The sequence below is a fragment of the Selenomonadales bacterium 4137-cl genome (genome assembly GCA_032334055.1).
GTDB lineage: Bacteria > Bacillota > Negativicutes > Sporomusales > UBA7701 > Anaeroselena > Anaeroselena agilis.
Genome location: JAUOZS010000001.1, coordinates 3280356 through 3300455, shown reverse-complemented (window position 1 = coordinate 3300455; position 20100 = coordinate 3280356). Strand labels below are relative to the sequence as shown.

The 20100-nt window shown below is 63.4% G+C and carries 21 protein-coding genes; 20 read left to right on the top strand and 1 reads right to left on the bottom strand.

Translation table 11 applies throughout. The annotated features are described in order from the left end of the window. The first annotated feature begins 85 nt into the window (after positions 1-85). The 7 genes from Q4T40_17265 (at position 86) to Q4T40_17235 (ending at position 5397) form a co-directional block, all read left to right on the top strand. Positions 86-790: an amino acid racemase gene (locus tag Q4T40_17265; protein MDT8902996.1), complete on the top strand. Its 705-nt coding sequence runs from the start codon at positions 86-88 to the stop codon at positions 788-790. A 16-nt stretch (positions 791-806) separates the two neighbouring features. Continuing rightward, a complete protein-coding gene (locus Q4T40_17260) occupies positions 807-1823 on the top strand; it encodes an FAD:protein FMN transferase (GenBank protein ID MDT8902995.1) in 1017 nt (338 codons plus the stop codon). A 173-nt stretch (positions 1824-1996) separates the two neighbouring features. Beyond that, positions 1997-2683, top strand: a complete 687-nt coding sequence (gene cbiM, locus Q4T40_17255; protein ID MDT8902994.1) for a cobalt transporter CbiM — start codon at positions 1997-1999, stop codon at positions 2681-2683. An 11-nt stretch (positions 2684-2694) separates the two neighbouring features. Further along, positions 2695-2988, top strand: coding sequence for a PDGLE domain-containing protein (locus Q4T40_17250; GenBank protein ID MDT8902993.1), 294 nt, complete (start codon positions 2695-2697; stop codon positions 2986-2988). Further along, the gene (cbiQ, locus tag Q4T40_17245) at positions 2985-3929 is read left to right on the top strand and encodes a cobalt ECF transporter T component CbiQ (protein ID MDT8902992.1); all 945 of its coding nucleotides are present in this window, start codon (positions 2985-2987) and stop codon (positions 3927-3929) included. Before Q4T40_17250 ends, cbiQ begins: the two co-directional genes overlap by 4 nt. Continuing rightward, entirely contained in the window at positions 3910-4731 is an 822-nt protein-coding gene (locus Q4T40_17240) for an ABC transporter ATP-binding protein (GenBank protein MDT8902991.1), read from the top strand. Before cbiQ ends, Q4T40_17240 begins: the two co-directional genes overlap by 20 nt. Before the next feature lie 18 nt (positions 4732-4749). Beyond that, positions 4750-5397 carry a CoA pyrophosphatase gene (locus tag Q4T40_17235; protein ID MDT8902990.1) on the top strand — a complete coding sequence of 216 codons (648 nt, stop codon included), beginning with the start codon at positions 4750-4752 and terminating at the stop codon, positions 5395-5397. A 71-nt stretch (positions 5398-5468) separates the two neighbouring features. On the opposite strand, the gene Q4T40_17230 is transcribed toward Q4T40_17235, so the two are convergent. Beyond that, positions 5469-5744 carry a hypothetical protein gene (locus tag Q4T40_17230; GenBank protein ID MDT8902989.1) on the bottom strand — a complete coding sequence of 92 codons (276 nt, stop codon included), beginning with the start codon at positions 5742-5744 and terminating at the stop codon, positions 5469-5471. A 366-nt stretch (positions 5745-6110) separates the two neighbouring features. Here Q4T40_17230 and Q4T40_17225 point away from each other — a divergent pair, with 366 nt between their 5' ends. From Q4T40_17225 to Q4T40_17165, 13 genes are all read left to right on the top strand, one after another. Next, a complete protein-coding gene (locus Q4T40_17225) occupies positions 6111-7181 on the top strand; it encodes a glycosyl hydrolase family 18 protein (protein ID MDT8902988.1) in 1071 nt (356 codons plus the stop codon). Between the two features lie 103 nt (positions 7182-7284). Then, positions 7285-7794, top strand: coding sequence for a type 1 glutamine amidotransferase domain-containing protein (locus tag Q4T40_17220; protein MDT8902987.1), 510 nt, complete (start codon positions 7285-7287; stop codon positions 7792-7794). Positions 7795-7809: 15 nt separating this feature from the next. Further along, complete coding sequence (locus Q4T40_17215; GenBank protein MDT8902986.1) at positions 7810-8109, top strand: MTH1187 family thiamine-binding protein; 300 nt, start codon at positions 7810-7812, stop codon at positions 8107-8109. A 17-nt stretch (positions 8110-8126) separates the two neighbouring features. Next, entirely contained in the window at positions 8127-8366 is a 240-nt protein-coding gene (locus Q4T40_17210) for a copper ion binding protein (GenBank protein ID MDT8902985.1), read from the top strand. Between the two features lie 162 nt (positions 8367-8528). After that, the gene (locus Q4T40_17205; GenBank protein ID MDT8902984.1) at positions 8529-9884 is read left to right on the top strand and encodes an LCP family protein; all 1356 of its coding nucleotides are present in this window, start codon (positions 8529-8531) and stop codon (positions 9882-9884) included. 227 nt (positions 9885-10111) lie between these two features. Further along, positions 10112-11935, top strand: a complete 1824-nt coding sequence (gene mrdA, locus Q4T40_17200) for a penicillin-binding protein 2 (GenBank protein MDT8902983.1) — start codon at positions 10112-10114, stop codon at positions 11933-11935. A gap of 110 nt (positions 11936-12045) precedes the next feature. Continuing rightward, positions 12046-12690, top strand: coding sequence for a bifunctional precorrin-2 dehydrogenase/sirohydrochlorin ferrochelatase (locus tag Q4T40_17195; GenBank protein ID MDT8902982.1), 645 nt, complete (start codon positions 12046-12048; stop codon positions 12688-12690). Further along, on the top strand, positions 12659-13975 hold the full coding sequence (gene hemA / locus Q4T40_17190; protein ID MDT8902981.1) for a glutamyl-tRNA reductase: 1317 nt from the start codon (positions 12659-12661) through the stop codon (positions 13973-13975). Before Q4T40_17195 ends, hemA begins: the two co-directional genes overlap by 32 nt. Beyond that, the gene (hemC, locus tag Q4T40_17185) at positions 13938-14885 is read left to right on the top strand and encodes a hydroxymethylbilane synthase (protein MDT8902980.1); all 948 of its coding nucleotides are present in this window, start codon (positions 13938-13940) and stop codon (positions 14883-14885) included. Before hemA ends, hemC begins: the two co-directional genes overlap by 38 nt. Then, positions 14878-16398, top strand: a complete 1521-nt coding sequence (cobA, locus tag Q4T40_17180) for a uroporphyrinogen-III C-methyltransferase (GenBank protein MDT8902979.1) — start codon at positions 14878-14880, stop codon at positions 16396-16398. The genes hemC and cobA overlap by 8 nt, the downstream gene beginning before the upstream one ends. A gap of 2 nt (positions 16399-16400) precedes the next feature. Then, on the top strand, positions 16401-17375 hold the full coding sequence (gene hemB / locus Q4T40_17175) for a porphobilinogen synthase (GenBank protein MDT8902978.1): 975 nt from the start codon (positions 16401-16403) through the stop codon (positions 17373-17375). Positions 17376-17391: 16 nt separating this feature from the next. Beyond that, entirely contained in the window at positions 17392-18702 is a 1311-nt protein-coding gene (gene hemL / locus Q4T40_17170) for a glutamate-1-semialdehyde 2,1-aminomutase (GenBank protein MDT8902977.1), read from the top strand. A 228-nt stretch (positions 18703-18930) separates the two neighbouring features. Next, a complete protein-coding gene (locus Q4T40_17165) occupies positions 18931-20046 on the top strand; it encodes an amidohydrolase (GenBank protein ID MDT8902976.1) in 1116 nt (371 codons plus the stop codon). The last annotated feature ends 54 nt before the right edge of the window (positions 20047-20100 follow it).

Sequence of the window (20100 nt, the reverse complement as noted above, 5' to 3'; positions counted from 1 at the left end):
GGCTGTCGATTTGGAAAACTGGTCTGCAGGGATGAAGGATGATCGGAGCGAACCATAATATAACCGTGCGACGGAGGCGAAAAACATGAGTAAGACGGTGGGCATCCTCGGCGGCATGGGTCCGCTGGCAACGGTCGACTTGTTTGCGAAGATCGTTGAGAATACGCCGGCGGAACGGGATCAAGACCACCTGCGGATCATAATCGACAACAACCCCCAGATTCCGCCGCGGGTGGAAGCCATTATGCAGGACGGCGAAAGCCCCCTGCCGGCCATGGCGGCTTCGGCCAGGCTGCTCGCCGCCGCGGGAGCAGACTTCATCGTCATGCCCTGCAATACCGCCCATTTCTGGCTGACCGAGCTGGAGGCCTTCGTCGATATCCCCTTCTACGGCATGGTCGACAATGCCGCCGCTTACATCGCGGCCAACCACCGCTCCCTGGCAGGCCGGGTGCTGCTGCTGGCCACCGCGGCCACCGTTCGGCTTGGCCTTTACCAGCAGGCGTTCGCCAGCGAAGGGCTGGCTCTTCGCCTGCCGGAAGAGAACGAACAGGCTATACTGGACAACGCCGTCCGCAGAGTCAAAGCGGGCGAATTGCACGCCAACCCCTATCTTGCGGACATAAACGCCATGCTGGCCCGCCAGGCGGCAGCCGGAACGGCGGCCGTGCTCGCCGGCTGCACCGAAATTCCTCTGCTTTTTCCCTATATTGATGCTCCCCTGGAGAAATTCGACGCCACCTTGCTGCTCGCCAGGATGGTTGTCGCCCGTGCCCGGGGGAAAGAATAACCCGCAAGGAGCACCGATGAAACTAAAGATAACGCTGCTGATCGGCCTCATCGCCGCCGCCGCCGTCCTGGCCGCCGCCTGTCGGCCCGGAGCGACGCCTGAGGCCAAACCCTATAAAGAAACCCAGTTCCTTATGGACACCATCGTCGAAATGACCGCCTACGGCCCGGACGCGGAAAACGCGGTCAAGGCCGCCTTCGCTGAAATCAAGCGACTTCACGGCATTTCCGACAATTTCGATCCCGCCAGCCAAGTATCCAAAATCAACCAAGCCGCCGGCCGCGCCAAAGTTAAAGCCGACCCCGACCTCATCGCCATGATGCTGCGCGCCAACGAACTGGCGGACAAACTGGAAGGCACCTTCGACGTCACCGTGGGGCCGCTCACCGAACTGTGGGGTATCGGCCGCAAAGGCGACTTCGTTCCTGCCCAGGAAGACATCGACAGAGTGCTGCCGCTTGTCAACTACCGCCTTGTCGCCATCGACGCCGCCGCCGGAACCGTTTACCTCCCCAAGGAAGGCATGAAGCTCGACCTCGGCGGCATCGCCAAAGGATACGCCGTCGACAAAGCCATTGCCATCCTCAAAAGTCGCGGCGTCTCCTCAGCCCTCGTCAACGCCGGCGGCGACGTGCGGGTTATCGGCAAACGCCCCGACGGCAACCCCTGGCGCATCGGTGTACAGCACCCGCGCAACCCCGACGCCATCATCGCCAAACTGTCCCTGACAGACTGGGATACCATGGAAACATCGGGCGACTACCAGCGCTATATAATGAAAGACGGTGTTCGTTTCTCCCACGTGCTCGATCCCCGCACCGGCCGCCAGCCCCGCGGACTGGCAAGCGTCACGGTGGCGCTCAACAACTCCGCCGACGGCGACATCTTCAGCACCGCCCTCCTCATCCTCGGCCCCGAGCGTGGCCTGGAGCTCCTGCGGCAATTTCCCGGCGTCGAAGCGATAATGGTCGCCGCCGACGGTAAAGTCACCTTAAGTCCCGGCCTGGAAGGCAAGGCGGAAATCGAAAAATGACGTCACCTTATTGCCAGCCCCCAACGTAATCGGGTATAATTAAAACGATGACCAGGCCCCACGAAGGGGCCGGCGGAGTTTCCAGCACATTTTATAGCGACTGGTCCACGAAGGCCGAGGAAACGGAAGATTTCCGGGGTATTTGTGGATTTTATTTTTCCGGAGGAAATTATATGCATATTCCCGAGGGATACCTCAGTCCATCAACCTGTCTTACTCTAACCGGCGCCATGCTGCCGGTCTGGTACCGGGCCTCGGCCAAGGCCAGGGCCGGCATCGACGCCGCCCGCGTGCCCTTCCTGGCCATGGGGGCCGTATTCTCCTTCCTAATCATGATGTTCAACATCCCCATCCCCGACGGCACCACCGCCCACGCCGCCGGCGGCGTGCTGCTGGCGATCGTCCTCGGGCCGTGGGCGGCCGTCATTGCCGTCAGCGTAGCGCTTCTCATCCAAGCCCTGCTCTTCGGCGACGGGGGTGTGCTATCCTTCGGGGCCAACGCCCTCAACCTCGCCTTCATCATGCCGTTCACCGGCTACTACACCTATCGCCTGGCGGCCGGCCACGCGCCGGCCGGATCGGCCCGTCGCCTGTTCGCCGCAGGTCTCGGCGGCTATGTCGGCCTGAACGTTGCCGCCCTGGCCGCCGCTGTCCAGTTCGGCCTCCAGCCGCTCCTTTTCACCGCCGCCGACGGCACCCCCCTATACTGTCCCTACGGCCTGGAAGTCACCATCCCCGCCATGCTCCTCCCCCACCTCACCCTCGCCGGTTTCGCCGAAGCCGCGGTGACAGCCCTGGCCCTCAAATACGTGCTCAAAACCTCGCCGGAAATGCTTGCCGCCGGCCAGCCCGGACGATGAGGGGGGATAATATGCTGAAGCGTTACTGGCTCATCTTCCTCATAATGGCCCTCCTCACCCCCCTGGGCCTGCTGGCCGAAGGGACCGCCTGGGGCGAATGGGGTCCCGAAGATCTGGCGGCTATGCTCGGCTTCGTGCCGAAGGGCATCGACCAGGCCTCCTCATGGTGGCAAGCCCTCCTTCCCGACTACAGCGTCAAAGGCGTGGGCGAAAAGGCAGGCTACGTCATATCAGCCCTCGCCGGCTCGGCGCTCGTTTATCTGGCCGCCATGGCCTATATGAAAGCGATAGCGAGGTCCAAATGACATCTTTGCCCATCTGGCTCACCTCGGGCGAGCCTGGCCCGCTGCCGGTTGCCAAGCGCCGCTGGCGGCGGGCCGACTATTTAACCAAAACCCTCGCCGGCATTCAGGAAATAATGGCAGAGGACATGCTGCAGACCGGGACTGCTGCCCGTCGGGGCTTGCTTCAGCCCGTCGAGCCGAGGGTAAAAATCGCGGGAACCGTGCTGCTCCTCCTTGCGGCGGCCATCACGACCAGCATACCGGCGCTGGCCGCCGTCCATGGCCTGCTATTCCTGGCGGCGCTGGCCTCCGGCATCGGTGCGCGGGACTACCTCCTTCGGGTCTGGCTGCCGGCCGGCGTCTTCGCCGGCCTTGTCGTGCTTCCGGCTATTCTCAGTTGGGTGACCCCCGGGGACCCTCTCCTCTACATCTATCGCGGGGTGGAATGGCGCGCCGGCCCACTCAGCCTGCCCGCCGACCTTGCTGTCACCAGGCAAGGGCTTTCCGCCGCCGCCATGGTGTTGCTACGCTCGGCCGCCTCCCTTGGTCTCGTCCTGCTGCTCGTCAAGACCACCCGTTGGCCTGTTCTCACCAAAGCCTTTCAGTCCCTCGGCGTGCCCGCCGTCTTCGTCATGGTGCTCGAACTTACATACCGCTACCTATTTCTCTTCCTGCTCCTGCTCGCCGACTTCCTGCTCGGCCGGCGCAGCCGACTTGTAGGCGGCGAATCGGCCGTCGCCAGACTGGAGTGGATCGGCGGAACGCTGGCAGGCTTTTTGCGCCTGGCCGGCGAATACAGCCGGGAAATAGCGGCCGCCATGACGGCGCGCGGCTACGGCGGCGCCGGCCAGAAGGCGCCCCCCGTTCGCCCTGGGCCTGGAGAAGCCGTCTACCTTGTCACCGTCATCACCATCTGCTTTATCCTGCTGGGGGGCTTCCATCTTGGCAAATACGGTTTTTGAACTTAACGACGTCAGCTACGCTTACCGCCCCGGCGAAAACGCTCTCAGGGGCATAAACCTTACCGTCGCCGCCGGCGAACGGGTCGTACTCTTAGGCCCCAACGGCTGCGGCAAATCAACCCTCCAAAAGGTGCTCGCCGGCCTCATCTTCCCCGTCGGCCGGGTTATCGCCTTCGGGCGGCCCGTCACCGCCATGGCCATGCGCGACGACGCCTTCGCCGCCGCCTTCCGCCGCCGGGTGGGCTTTGTCTTTCAGAATGCCGACGTGCAGATATTCTGCGCCAGCGTCCTCGACGAAATAATGTTCGGCCCGTTGGCCCTTGGCCTTTCCCCGGACGAAGCGCGCCGCCGGGCCGACGAAATGATGGCCTTCGTAGGCATCGACGCCCTCGCCGACCGAATGCCCCATCACCTAAGCGGCGGCGAAAAGAAGAAAGTCGCCATCGCCGCCGTGCTGGCCGTCAATCCCGACGTGCTCATCCTCGACGAACCGACCAACGGCCTCGACCCCCGCACCCAGCGGTGGATGCTCGAAGCGCTCGCCCGGCTGGCCGCCGCCGGCAAAACCATCATCACCGCCACTCATCACCTCGACATCGTCAGCGAACTGGCCGAACGGGTCATCGTCATGAACGAGAACCACACCATCGCCGCCGACGGCCGCCCGGCCGCCATCCTCCAGGACCGCGAACTGCTGCTGGGCGCCAACCTCATCGACGAACGCTACCACGTCCACCTCCACGGCGACGATGGCCACGTCCACATCCACCGCCACGAACCACGTTCCGAGCGCCATACCTGAACACAGGGAGAGAAGCGAATGCAGGCCGATCAAATCTGCCGCGCCCTCGAAAGTAAACTAGCCGGGCGCTGCCCAAAAATCCAAAACGAGACCGACTACTTCGCCGCTGCCGTTGTTGTACCCTTGGTACCGCAAGGCGGCGAACTGTCCGTCCTCTTCGAAGTGCGCGCCGCCCAGCTCGCTTGGCAGCCGGGCGAAATATGCTTCCCCGGCGGCAGGATCGAAGCTGCCGACCCCGACCCGCAACATGCCGCGGCCCGGGAGGCCTACGAGGAACTGGGGCTCTCCCCCGGCAGCCTGCGCCTGCTCGGGGCGCTCGACTATCTCGTCAGCCCCATTGGCGTTATCATCCACCCCTTTGCCGGCTACATACCCGATCTGGCCGCAGTCAAGCCAGAAGCCGGCGAAGTCGCCGAAACCTTCACCGTTCCCCTGCAATTCTTCCTCGACAACGAGCCGCTGTCCGCCGAAATGGAGGTAGCCACCCGGCCGCTGCCCGGCTTTCCTACCGAGCTAATCCCGGGCTACACGCATGACTGGCGTCGCCGCGCCGTCTACCCCGTGCTCTTCTACCGCTACGGCAAATACGTCATCTGGGGGTTAACGGCGCGGGTGATGTACGACTTCGTCGGAATCTGCCGCTCAACTGACGGAACTGCCTGCTAGGGCCATCGTCTGCGTAAAATATAAAAACCCTCCGCAGTCCACTGGACTGCAGAGGGTTTTGTTTTTTGTCTCTAGAAGGCGCCGCATCCGGCGATCCGCCAGGTATGTCCGTGCATGACCTCGTTGTAAAGATCGCTCAGGGTGGCGAAGATCGCCGTTCGCTTCGGCGAGCGTTTTTTGGTCAGCAACGAGAACTTGAACCAGCGACCGTCACGGGACAGATGGTACAGGGCGTTGTTGATCTCCAGCAAAATCGCCTTCGTGGGAGAACTGCTGAGCGCCTCCTCGATAGCCATGACCGCTCTCCCGTCAAGCGGCGGTAGGGAATAGGCCTTGTCTTCTTGCATAGTATCCACGCTCCCTATCGTTACTCTATGCAATTGTTACAGTACTATTATATCATCCGGACGGCCTTAACGCGTCGAGCCAAAAACGCAAAAAACGGTGTCAGCTAATCTGGACGCCGAGGAGAACGGTTTTTCTCTCCCGGAGGCAATATTCTGACAATAATGCATAACCGGCGAGGGAGAACGGGGGAACAGGCGTAATCTTGCGTCGCCGCGCCGGCCGCGAAATCGCCGGCGGAGCGGGGGAAAGTGTCGGCGGAGAGTGGACAAGCCGTTTACAGCCGGAATTCTGGAATAATGGCGGCACGCATAAGAAACACACTCCCGCCAATACTAACGGTAAACATCAGGTGGAGGGGATGCGACATGAGGTACTTAAAAACAATCACCATACTTCTGCTTCTGATACTCGTGGCTGTCGCCGCAGCCGCGGCCGGCGGCTGCATGAAAAAACCCGCGCCCAAGCCCCTGCCGGGTACCCCCGGAGCGGTGACCAAGCCACCGCGAATGGTGATCGGCTATTACGAAAACCCCTGGCCGGGGACTCCCGAAAAAACCGGCTCCTTTCCGTCAATGAAAACCTTTGCCAAGAGCATGTCCGCGGTCGGGCCCTTCTGGTACAAGGCTACCCCTAGCGGCACGCTTGAGACCAAGGAGAGCCAGCAGGTATACGACACCGCCAGATCGCTCGGCCTCAAGATGTACCCGCTCGTCACCAACAAAACCGGCTCCACCGACGCTGTCCTCGGCGACCCAGCCATCCGTTCCAAGGCGATCGGCAACATCGTCAAAATCGTACAGGAGAGAAACTACGACGGCATCAACATCGACTTCGAACTTCTCCCGCCCAAGCACCGCGACAACCTGACCGCCTTCATGGCCGAGCTCTACCCGAAAATGAAAGCGATCAACAAAACGCTTATCATCTCCGTTTTCCCCAAAGTTGACGTCGCCGAAGACGTCTCAGGCGCCTACAACTACGCCGAACTCGCCAAAAACGCCGATTTCCTCCAGATCATGCTCTACGACAAGCATTGGGAGACCTCCGAACCTGGGGCCATCGCCCCCTTAGGCTGGTACGAAAAAAATCTCCAGTACGCCATTGACAACAGCGGCGGCGCACACAAAATCATCGCCGGCGTCGGCGCTTACGGCTACGACTGGCAAAAAGGCGGCAAGGGCGATACCATCACCTACGCTAACGCCATCGTCAAAGCCGAGCAGAAAGGCGCTAAAATAATGTACGACGAGACCGCCCAGGCGCCCCACTTCACCTACGGCGACCACGAAGTCTGGTTCGAGGACAAGCGCAGTACGGCCGCCAAACTCGACATCGTCGCCAAATACAACCCGGCCGGCATAGCCGTCTGGCGACTCGGCCAGGAGCAGCCGGAAATCTGGCAGCTCATTGATCAGAAATTCCCCAAGCAGCAGTGATGGCCTAGAAGAAAAAAACCTGCCGGTTGACGCCGGCAGGTTTTTTCCTGTCCTGGTAAGAAATAATAATATGGCAAGATGACAAGGGAAAGGCGGGAATGTCTTGGAAAAGGTCTTGTTGCTGGTCGAAAACGGCTTCGAGGACGCCGAAGCCATCTACCCGTATTACCGCATGCAGGAGGCCGGCTACGCCGTCGACATCGTCGGGCCGGCGAAGGGCGCCGTCTACAAGGGCAAACACGGCTACCCGCTGACCGCGATGCTCGCGCCTGACGAAGCGGACATCGGCTCATACGTAGCCATCATCATCCCCGGAGGCCAGGCTCCGGACCGGATGCGGATCAACGACGGACTGGTCGAGCTGGTCAAGGCCGCCCACGAGCGCAAACTGGTCATCGGCGCCATTTGCCACGGTCCGCAGATGCTCATCGAAGCCGATATAATCCGCGGCATCAACGTCACCTGCTACAAATCAGTGCTGACCGACATCCTCAACGCCGGCGCAATCTATCACGACCTGCCGGCGATAATCGACGCCGGGATCGTCACCTCGAGGACCCCCGCCGACCTGCCGGAATTCTGCCGGCAGATCCTCGCCCTCTTGAAAAAGTAGACAGGAGGTAACACCATGGCAATCGTAGAAGTAACGATCGCCCCGATGGGCACGGCGACGCCCAGCATCAGCAAGTACGTCGCCGCCTGCCACAAGGTGCTCGAAGAAGCCACCGACCTCAAACACCAGCTCACCCCTATGGCCACCATCATCGAAGGCGACCTCGACCGCATCCTGGAAGTCATCAGGCGGATGCACGAAGTTCCCTTCACCGCCGGCGCCCAGCGGGTTTCGACCCTGATTCGCGTCGATGACCGTCGCGACAAAGTATTGACAATGGCTGGCAAGGTAAAAGCGGTAACCGACAAACTTTAACTCAGGAGGGAAATAACATGTGCAAAACCTGCGGCTGCCACGGCGGCAGCATCGAAAAATGTACCCTGACGGTTGAAGGCATGACCTGCAACCACTGCAAAGCGGCAGTCGAAAAAGCCGTGCGGGCCCTGCCTGGCGTGATGGCGGCGGAAGTAGACCTGGCCGCCAAGGCGCTCAAGATCGACTTCGACACCGCCAAAAACAGCCTGGACGATATCAAGCACGCCGTCGAAGAGGCCGGCTACAAAGTCGTTTAGCATCTTTACCGGACGGCACGAGTCGACCCGGTCCCTGCACCGCCAGCGGCAGATTATTACTGGGGCGCATTGACGATTAAGCGCGAAATTTGCTATACTTTAATCAACCGCCCCCACAAACGGGGGCTTGTTTTTTAGCCCGCGAGAGGAGGACTGCGACCCTTGACCACTCGTCTTGAACGGCGCCTGTCCGAGCAGCGCACCATCCACAAAAGACGCAATTGGCTTGTCGCCACCTGCATCATCCTGTTCCTGCTGACCGTCGGCGCCTCCTACATCTGGTTCGGAGGCACCCTCAGCAATTGGCACAGGGTCGTCCGCACCGGCGGCCTGCTATTTTCGGCAGACAAAATCAACGTGCTCGTCCTCGGGGTCGACGAGCGGTCCGGAGACGTAGGCCGCTCCGACACCATGTTCGCCGTAACGGTCGACACCGGCAGCAAGGAGGCGGCTCTCCTGTCCGTCCCCCGCGACACCAGGGTGAAAATTCCCGGACGCGGCTGGGACAAGATTAACCACGCCTACGCCAACGGCAGGGAAAAACTATCCCAGCAGGCGGCCGAAGAACTGCTCGGCATCCCCTTCGACTATTACGTTGTGATCAACTTCGCCTCCTTCGGCAAGATCGTCGACGCGGTCGGCGGTGTGGATATCGATGTCGAGAAAAGGATGTACTACCGGGACCCGTACGACGACCTCCTCATCGACTTTCGCCCCGGCCCCCAGCACATGAACGGCAAGACAGCCATCAAATACGTGCGCTACCGGGGGGAGGACGGCGACATCGGCCGCATCGAGCGGCAGCAGAAATTCATCAAAGCCATGCTGGAGAAGGTAACCAGCCCGTCCATCATCACCCGTGTGCCGGCAATCATCCGTGAAGTCAGTACGGCGGTCAACACCAACATGTCCACCGGCGAGATGCTCAGCATGGCTAAACTCCTCAACGACGCCCATAAAAAAGGCCTCAAAACCGACATGGTGCCCGGCCGCCCCGCGTACATCCACGACATCAGCTACTGGCTGCCCGACATCGTCGCCCTTCGTGAGCATATCGCCCGTATCCAGGGGGGCGAACTGAGCGGCAAACAACTTGCAGAGGCCGAAAAGCTAGCCGCCGAGTACGAGCGCTCCATCCCGCGGGAGATGAAAGTCCACGAGGCCCCCAAAGCGGCCGCCCCGACCAAGGAGCCTGCCGCCAAACCCGCCAAAAAGCCGGCTGCAGCCCCGAAAGCCTCACCTCCGGTACCCGGCAAAATCGCCGTCGCCGTCGTCAACGCCAGCGGCAACCCCGGTCTCGGCCCCAAAATGGCCGGCATCCTCAAAGCCCGCGGCTTCCAGGTTACCGGCGTCACTACCAGCGCCGCGCCGGTCAGCACCACCCTCGTCGTTTCCTACTCCACCAGCGGCACAATCGTCAACCAGCTCACCAGCCTGCCGTTCAAATACGTCCTGCAGATCAAGAACGAGAGGCAGGCGGTGGATGCCACCGTATACATCGGCAAAGACTACAAATAAACTCGGCCGTTGATAACCCCCCATCTGCTTCGTTGCTCCTCAGGTCGTTTGCTTGCGTACTTCCGTGTACGCGGCGCGGCGCGCCCTTCCGGTGCGCCTTGCATCTAGGGGGTTCTGAACGGCCTCTGGTTTTGGGACAATCCGATAGTCCCCCCTCCGGGGGCTATTTTTTTTGCCTGCGGGAACAATAAAAAAGTTAGCGACACGGCTGCCGGAGGAGTATTGCGATGTTTGAAATCGAAAGCACGCGGCGGCTGCGCGTGCTGGCCCTGCTGGTCGTCGCCGTCGTCGGCCTGCTGGTCTTTCGCCTGGCCTGGATGCAGCTTCTCCAGGGCGCCCAATACAAAAAGATCGCCGAGGACAACCGCCTGCGGCGGCACTATACACAGGCGCCGCGCGGCACCATCTACGACCGCAACGGCGCCGTTCTCGTAAGCAGTCGGCCGAGTTTCGCCGTATCAATAATCCCGGCCGAATACGCCGACCCGCAGACGGCAACCCCCTTCCTCGCCGAACTTGCCGGCCTTTCGCGCGGCGAAATCGAGGCACTGCTCGCGGCCGCCAAGGCCGCTCCCTATACCCCTGTACCGGTTATCCGCGACGCCGGCCCCGCGCTCCTCGCCAAAGTCGAGGAGCGCAAGGCCGCCCTGCCCGGCGTCGTCATCGAAGCCGTCCCCGTGCGCCACTACGTCTACGGCCAATTGGCCGCTCATGTACTTGGCTATGTCGGGCGCATAAGCGCCGAAGAATACGCCGCTCGCAAAACCGCCGGCTACAGCCCCGCCGATCTCATCGGCAAAGACGGCTTGGAACTGGTCTGGGAAGATACCCTCCGCGGCACGCCCGGAGGGCGCGAAGTCGAAGTCAACGCCCGCGGCGAGGAAATCGGAGCAGCAGGCGAAAAAGCGGCCATCCCCGGTAAAGGACTCGTGCTGACGCTCGACGCCAACCTGCAGAAAGCGGCCGAAGAAATCCTCGCGGCCCAGATCGCCGTCAGCAGAGGCATCGGCGAGCCGGCCAAAGGGGGCGGCGTCATCGCCCTCGACGTCCGGAGCGGCGCCGTCCTCGTTCTCGCCAGCAGCCCCGCCTTCGACCCCAACGCTTTTGCCGCCGGCATATCCGCCAGGGATTGGGCTGCCCTGCTGGGCAACCCCGACAACCCTCTCACCGACAGGGTCACCCAGAACGCCTACCCTCCCGGATCGGTGTTCAAAATCGTCACCGCCGCCGCCGCCCTCGATCGCGGCCTGGTCACGCCGGCGGAGATTTTCGAAGACAAAGGGGTCTATACCCTCGGCGGGTGGGACTTCTTCGGCTGGAACCCCAAAGGGCTGGGGAAACTAAACCTCGAAGGCGCCATCGCCATGTCCAGCGACCCCGTCTTCTACGAGCTCGGCCGCCGCATGGGCGCCGACACGCTCGCCGCCTACGCGCTCACCTTCGGATTCGGCAAACCGACCGGCATTGGCCTCCCGGGGGAAGCCGGCGGCTTCGTGCCTACCGAGGAATGGAAAACAACCACCTACAGCAAGCCCTGGTACCCCGGCGAGACGATCATCGCCGCCATCGGCCAGGGCTACTACCTGGCCACCCTCCTCCAGCAGGCCGAGCTGCTTATGGCCGTAGCCAACGGCGGCGTAATCTACCGGCCGGTCCTGGTCGACAAAGTGCTTGACACCGACGGCACGCCGCGGCAAAAGCTTGCCCCGTCCGTCGCCCGCACCGTCTACCTAGCCCCTGAAACCTGGGAAACCATCAGTCGCGGCCTGGAAGGCGTCGTCAGCCGGGGAACGGCAACCACCGTATTCCAGGGCTTCAAACGAACGGCGGCCGGCAAGACGGGGTCGGCGGAGACGGGGCGGGGCACCACCCACTCCTGGTTCGCCTGTTACGCGCCGGCGGACAAACCGGAAGTCGTCGTGGCCGCCCTTATCGAAGACGGCGGCGACGGCTCGGTGGCGGCCGCACCGGTCGCGCGCAAAGTCCTGGAAGCATATTTCGGCTTGCCGTCGGCGGAGGTAAAGACGCCTCCGCCCGGCCAAACCGACTAGCTACAGACGATCTTCGGACCGTCTTCCAGCTGAGGGGGCTGAACGGCCTAAGCAAGGAGGATATTCCGCCCTTAACGCTGAATTACTAGAGGGTTATGGGAGAAGGGGAAATGGCTTACTATCCAGTAAACTTAAGGCTTGCCAGGCGCGAATGCCTGGTCGTCGGCGGCGGGGCGGTCGCCGAACGCAAGGTCGGGGCCCTGCTGGCTGCCGCGGCCCGCGTAACCGTGCTCAGCCCGCTGCTTACGCCGCATCTGGCGGCTCTCGCCGCCGGCGGCGAAATCGTCCATAAGCCGGCCGCCTACCGGCCGGGAGCGATAGGAATTTTTTTTATCGTCATCTGCGCAACCGATGACCCTGCCGTAAACCGCCAGGCCGCCGCCGAGGCGCGGGCCGGCGGGGCGCTCGTCAACGTGGCCGACGCCCCCGAACTGTGCGATTTCACCGTGCCCGCCGCCATAGCCCGCGGCGACCTTCTGATCACCGTGTCCACCGGCGGCCGCAGCCCGGCCTTCGCCCGCCGGCTCCGCCAGGAGCTGGCGGAGCGCTACGGTCCCGAATACGGACCATATCTTACGTTGCTTTCCAAGCTGCGCGACGAAGTCAAGGAACGTCTCGCCACCGCCGCGGCGCGGGGGGAATTCTGGCGCGAAGCTCTGGACGGGGAAATTCTCGCCCTGCTGCGCGCCGGCAAAGAGCGAGAGGCGGAGGAGAAGATAATCGATGCAGTTAGTCGTTTTGGGACTCAATCATAAAACCGCCCCGGTAGAAATCCGTGAATGCTTTTCCCTGTCCGAGGACCAGATCCGCCACGGACTGAGGCATCTCAACGAATACGAAGAAATTTTCGAATGCGCCATCCTGTCCACCTGCAATCGCACCGAAATGTACGCCGTCCTCGACGACGCCGACGACGCCCTGCCGGTGCTGGAGGAATATCTGGCCAGCATGACGGGCGGCCGCTTCGACGTCGCCGACTACCTCTTCTACTACCAGGAAGAGGAATGCGTCCGCCACCTTCTCAGGGTCGCGGCCAGCCTCGACTCCCTTGTCGTCGGCGAAGGCCAGATCCTCAGCCAGGTGAAAAAGGCCTACTCCATCGCCCGCGACAGCGGCACCACCGGTACCGTCCTCAACACCCTTTTCCACCGGGCCATCGCCGCCGGCAAAAAGGTGCGGACCAGGACGCGCATCGCCTACAACGCCGTATCCGTCAGCTATGCCGCCGTAGAGCTGGCCAAGAAAGTTTTCGGCGACCTGTCCCACTCCAACATCCTCCTGCTCGGCGCCGGCGAAATGAGCGAACTCACCGCCCGCCACCTCGTCGACAACGGCGTCAGGACGGTGTTCGTATCAAACCGCAACTTTGACCGGGCCGTGGCCCTCGCGGAAAAATTCCGCGGCGTGGCCGTCCCCTTTGAGGACTTCATGAAATCGGCCGTCGACGCCGACATCGTAATCACCTCCACCGGCGCGCCCCACTACATAATCCGCGCCTGGGACGTCGCCCACCTCATGCCCAAGCGCGGCGGCCGGCCGATCATCTTCATCGACATCGCCGTCCCCCGCGACGTCGAGCCCGAGGTCGCGGCCATCGCCGGCGCCAGCCTCTATAACATCGACGCCCTCGAGGCGGTCGTCGAATCCAACATGCGCGAAAGAGTCCAGGAAGCCCAGGCCGCCGAGATCATCATCGAAGAAGCGGTTGCCGAGGTGCTGGCCAAATTCCGCTACCTCGCCTTCCGGCCCACCCTTGCGGGGCTCAAGGACAAAGCCGAGAACATCCGTCAGCGGGTGCTCAAGCGGGCCCTCGCCAAACTGCCCGACGCCGCCCCCGAAGAGCGCCGGGTCATCGAAAACATGTCCAAGATGCTGCTGCGCAAAATCCTCCGCGATCCCATCCTAAACATCACCGAGGCGGCGGGCACCGGCCGGGAGCACTACTACCTGGAAGCGCTGCGCACCCTTTTTAAACTCGAAGAAGCAGGAGAGGAAGGACGCCGTGACCTCGAAACTTGTCGTAGGCACCCGCGGCAGTAAACTCGCTCTCTGGCAGGCGAACCACATCGCCGGCCGCATAAGCGAGCGCCACCCCGGCTGCGAAGTAACCCTCAAGCATATCCTCACCACCGGTGACAAAATCCTCGACGTACCGCTGGCCAAAATCGGCGGCAAGGGCCTGTTCACCAAGGAACTGGAAAAAGAGCTCCTCACCGGCGGCATCGACCTCGCCGTCCACAGTCTCAAGGACATGCCCACCGAACTGCCACCCGGACTCGTCCTTGGCGCCGTCACCGAGCGGGTCGACCCCGGCGACGCCCTCGTCAGCCCCCAATACCAGACCATCGACAACCTGCCGCGCGGCGCGCGGGTCGGCACCTCCAGCCTCAGGCGCAAAGCCCAGCTCCTGGCCTACCGGCCCGACCTCGTCATCACCGACCTGCGCGGCAACCTCGATACCCGATTGGCTAAACTCGCCAGCCAGCAGCTCGACGCCATCGTTCTGGCCGTTGCCGGCCTCAGACGCCTGGGCTGGGACGACCGCATCACTCAGATACTGCCGCGGGAAATATGCCTGCCGGCGGTGGGGCAGGGGGCGCTGGCCATCGAGGTCCGCGAAGGCGACACCCGGGTTCTCGAAATGCTCGCCTTCCTCCATCACCGGGAAACGGCCGCCGCCGCCGCCGCCGAACGGGCCTTTCTGAACGAGGTGGAGGGCGGCTGCCAGGTGCCCATCGGCGTATTCGGCCGCATCGAACGTGCCGGGCTGGTGCTCGACGCCGTTATCCTGTCCGGCGACGGCAAAACCAGACTGGCGGACGCCATCAGCGGCCCGCCGGCGGATGCCGAAGCCCTCGGCCGCTCTTTGGCCCGCCGCATGTACGCGGCCGGCGGCCGCGACATACTCGCCGGCCTGGTGGGCTACGGCAAGGAGGAAAAGAATGAATAAAGGCATGGTATACCTCGTGGGCGCCGGCCCCGGGGATTATAAACTCATCAGTGTCAAAGGCCAGGAATGCATCGCCAAGGCCGACTGCCTCGTCTACGACCGCCTGGCCGACGACCGGCTGCTCGCCCATGCCCGCCCCGACGCGGAACTAATCTATGTCGGCAAGGCATCCAGCGACCATACCCTCAGCCAGGAAGGCATCAACGCCCTGCTCGTCGCCAAGGCCGCCGAGGGCAAAACCGTCGTCCGCCTCAAGGGCGGCGACCCGTTCGTCTTCGGCCGGGGCGGGGAAGAGGCCCTCGAACTCGTCGCCGCCGGCATCCCATTCGAAATCGTGCCCGGCGTCACCTCGGCGATCGCCGTTCCCGCCTACGCCGGCATCCCCGTCACCCATCGCGGCATTGCCACCTCCTTCGCCGTCATCACCGGCCACGAAGACCCCGCCAAGACCGAGTCCTCCCTCCGCTGGGACAAACTCGCCCACGGCGCCGACACCCTCGTCTTCCTCATGGGAATCGAGAACCTCCCCCATATCACCGCCAAACTCATCGAGCACGGCCGTTCCCCGGCCACCCCCGCGGCCGTCATCCGCTGGGGCACCAAGCCCGAGCAGGAAGTGCTCGTCACCACCGTCGGCAAGGCGGCCGCCGATGTTGCCGCCACCGGCCTCAAACCCCCGGCCATCTTCCTCGTCGGCGAAGTCGCGACCTTGCGCGACAAGCTTGCCTGGTTCGATAAAAGACCGCTGTTCGGCAAAAAGGTGCTCGTCACCCGGGCCCGCGAGCAGGCCAGCGTCCTCACCGCCGCCCTCGAAGAACTGGGCGCGGAATGCATCGAAGCGCCGGCGATAAAAATTGTCCCCCCCGAAAGCTACGACGCCCTCGACGCCGCCGTCGGCAGCCTCGCCGCCTACGACTGGCTCATCTTCACCAGCGCCAACGGCGTCGACCACTTCTTCGCCCGGCTGCACGCCGCCGGCCGCGACGCCCGCGCCCTCGGCGGCCGCAAAATTGCCGCCATCGGCGTCGCCACCGCCGACAGACTCCGCCGCCAGGGCATCCTCGCCGACGTCGTCCCGGCCGAATTCCGCGCCGAAGGCATCGTCGCCGCTCTCGAAGACCTCGTCAAACCGGGGATGAAAGTCCTCATCCCGCGGGCTGAAGTCGCCCGCGACCTCCTCCCCGAAAAGCTGCGCGCAATGGGCGCAGCCGTCGACGTCGTCACCGCCTACCGCACCGTCAACGGCGGCGGCGACGGGGCTGACCTCGCCGCAAGGCTGACAGCCGGCGCCATCGACCTGATCACCTTCACCAGTTCCTCCACCGTCACCAACCTGCTCGACCTGCTGGGGGCGGGCGGCCTGGCCCTGATCGCCAAAGCCAAAGTGGCCTGCATCGGCCCGATCACAGCTTCCACCTGTATTGAAAAAGGGATAAAGCCTGACATCGTCGCCGACGAATTCACCGTCGCCGGCCTCGTCGAAGCCATCGGCAACCTATACAAGGAGGGTTAAGAATGACAAAACCCTACATCCGCCCGCGCCGCCTGCGGGCCAGCGAACCCATCCGCGCCCTGGTGCGGGAAACAGTTCTCACCCCCGCCGACTTCGTCTATCCCCTGTTCGTCGTCCCCGGTGAAAGGGTCCGGAGCGAGATACCCTCCATGCCCGGCATCCATCACCTCTCGGCCGACATGGCGGTCGAAGAGGCGAAAATGGCCCGCGGCCTCGGCATCCCAGCCGTGCTCGTCTTCGGCCTGCCGGAATACAAAGACGAGCAGGGTTCGAGCGCCTGGGACGCCAATGCCCCGGTGCAGCGGGCCATCGCCCGCATCAAGGACGCCGTCCCCGGCCTGGCAGTCATCAGCGACGTCTGCATGTGCGAATACACCAGCCACGGCCACTGCGGCCTCATCAAAGGCGACGACGTCGACAACGACGCCACCCTCGGGCTGCTCGCCAAAACCGCCCTCAGCCACGCTGTCGCCGGCGCCGACATGGTCGCCCCCTCCGACATGATGGACGGGCGGGTGGCCGCCATCCGCTTCGCCCTTGACGACAACGGCTACGACAACGTCAGCATCATGTCCTACGCCGCCAAATACGCCTCCGCCTACTACGGCCCCTTCCGCGACGCCGCCCAGTCCGCGCCCCAGTTCGGCGACCGCCGCAGCTACCAGATGGACCCCGCCAACGCCCGCGAAGCCCTCAAAGAGGTCGAACTCGACATCGAGGAAGGCGCCGACATCGTCATGGTCAAGCCGGCCCTGGCTTACCTGGACCTCGTCCGCCAGGTCAAAGACAGCTTCCTCCTGCCGGTCGCCACCTACAACGTCAGCGGCGAATACGCGATGGTCAAGGCAGCTGCAGCCCAAGGCTGGATCGAGGAAAAGCGCATCGTCCTCGAAACACTCACAAGCTTCAAGCGGGCCGGCGCCGACATCATCATCACCTACCACGCCCCGGACGCCGTCCGGTGGCTCAACGGCTAACAAGGAGGGAAAACCGATGGCCTTCACCCTGGATAAATCCGCCGCCGCCTTCTCAGCAGCCAAACAGCACATCCCCGGCGGCGTCAACAGCCCCGTCCGCTCCTTCCGCGGCGTCGGCGGCACCCCGCCCTTCATCGCCGCCGCACAGGGCAGTCGCCTCCACGACATCGACGGCAACCAATACATCGACTATGTCGGCTCCTGGGGGCCGATGATCCTCGGCCACGCCCACCCGGCGGTCACCGAGGCCCTCCGCGAGGCCGTAGGCCGCGGCACCAGCTATGGCGCGCCCACCCTCCTCGAAACCGAACTCGCCGAACTCGTCAAGGCGGCCGTCCCCTCCATCGACCTCGTCAGGTTCGTCAACTCCGGCACCGAGGCCACCATGAGCGTCCTCCGCCTTGCCCGCGCCTTCACCGGACGCAGCAAAATCGTTAAATTCGCCGGCTGCTACCACGGCCACCACGACAGCCTGCTAGTCAAGGCCGGCTCGGGCGCCACCACCCTCGGCATCCCCGACAGCCCCGGCGTGCCCGAAGGCATCGCCGCCACCACCCTCACCGCCGCCTACAACGACATCGCCGGCCTCGCCGACATCTTCCACCGCCACGGCGAGGACATCGCCGCCGTCATCATCGAGCCCGTGCCCGGCAACATGGGCCTCGTCCTGCCCCGCGACGGCTACCTGCAGGCGGTGCGCGACCTTACCGCCAAATACGAAAGCCTGCTCATCTTCGACGAAGTCATGTCCGGCTTCCGCGTCGCCTACGGCGGCGCCCAGGCGGCCTTCGGCATCACCCCCGACCTCACCTGCCTCGGCAAAGTCATCGGCGGCGGCCTGCCAGTCGGCGCCTACGGCGGCCGGCGCGACATCATGGAGTACATCGCCCCGGCCGGCCCCGTCTACCAGGCCGGCACCCTCAGCGGCAACCCGCTCGCCATGACGGCCGGCATCACCACCCTTAAGGCCATCGGCGTCCCCGGCTACTACGACCGGCTGAGCGAAAAGACGGCCGTCCTGTGCGCCGGCGTCAAGGCTCAGGCCGAGAAATTCGGCTTCGAGCTGCAGCATCACCAGATCGGGTCGATGTTCGGCCTATTCTTCACCGCCGAACCGGTATACGACTACGACAGCGCCAAACGCTCCGACGTCGGCGCCTTCAACACCTATTTCCACGCCATGCTCGCCCAGGGCGTCTACCTCGCCCCCTCCCAGTTCGAGGCCGCCTTCATGTCCTCGGCCCACAGCGACGACGACATCGCCGTCACCATCGCCGCCAGCGCCGCCGCGTTCGCGAAAGTGGCCGACTACCTGAAAAACAAATAATTACCGTCAAAATTATCGGTATTTTTGTGTATACATGGAAAATTGGGGAGTTATCAGGTATTCTAGTAGTGCCGGCGACTCCCTTTTTGTGTTAAAATAGTTACATCTTTAGCGCACTATTGTCTGCGCACGGAAAGTCAGCAACGGAAAACAGTCTTCGAAGAGGCAGGTGCTTTTCCCTTGAACATCGCAGAGAAAGTCGCGGCCAACCGCGACTACGTCGTCGCCATGCGGCGGCACTTCCGGATGCACCCGGAAGTAGGCGGAGAGGAACACGAAACCCAGAAAAAAATTCTCGCCGAGCTCGCGGCGATGGGCGTCAAAGCCCGGGCAGCCGGCGGCACGGGAGTCATAGCCGACATCCCCGGCGCGCCCGGCGGCAAGACCGTCGCCATGAGAGCGGACATCGACGCCCTCCCCATCACCGACGAAATCGAGCAGCCATACCGCTCCCTCAACAAAGGAATCTGCCACGCCTGCGGCCATGACGGCCACGCCGCGATGCTGCTCGGCGCGGCCAAAACCTTCGCCGCCATGGCGGGTGAACTGCCCGGCAACGTACGCCTCATCTTCCAGCCCAGCGAGGAGCGTTTTCCCGGCGGCGCCGAAATCATGATCGCGGCCGGCGCCATGGACGGCGTCGACGCTGTCGTCGGCGCCCACCTCTGGCAGCCCCTGCCGGTCGGCGCCATCGGCGTCACCAACGGGGCGCTCATGGCCTCCCCCGACGAATTCACCATCACCATCCAGGGCAAAGGCGGCCACGGCTCAATGCCCCACCAGACGGTCGACTCCATCCTCGTGGCCTCCCAACTGGTATTAGCCCTCCGCACCATCACCGGCGCCAACGTCGACCCCCGCGAGCAGGCCGTCCTCACCATCGGCATGTTTAAAGCCGGCGAAGTATTCAACATCATCCCCGACACCGCCGTCCTCAAAGGCACCGTCCGCTCCTTCGACCAGAGCGTGCGCGACGCCGTCTTCGGCCAGATGGAGGCCTACTGCCGCGGCATCTGCGCCGCGTCGGGCGCCAGCTACGTCATCGACCCCATCTTCGGTTACCCGCCGGTGGTCAACAGCCCCAAGGTCACCACGGTGATCGCCGAGGCCGGGTGCGAGGTGGCCGGCGTAGAAGTCCAGGACGTCAAGCCGCTCATGGTCGGCGAAGACTTCTCCTACTACCAGCACAAAGCCCCCGGCTCCTTCTTCCTCGTCGGCGCCGGCAACCCGGCCAAAGGCTGCATCCACCCCCACCATCACCCCAAATTCGATATCGACGAAGACGCCCTCGGTTACGGCGCCGAAACGATGGTTCGGGCGGTCCTCAAGCTGCTCGCCCGGTAAAAACGGCGGAAATCAACGCACAACGGCGTGCTTGAGCATAAGGTGCCCCTACCT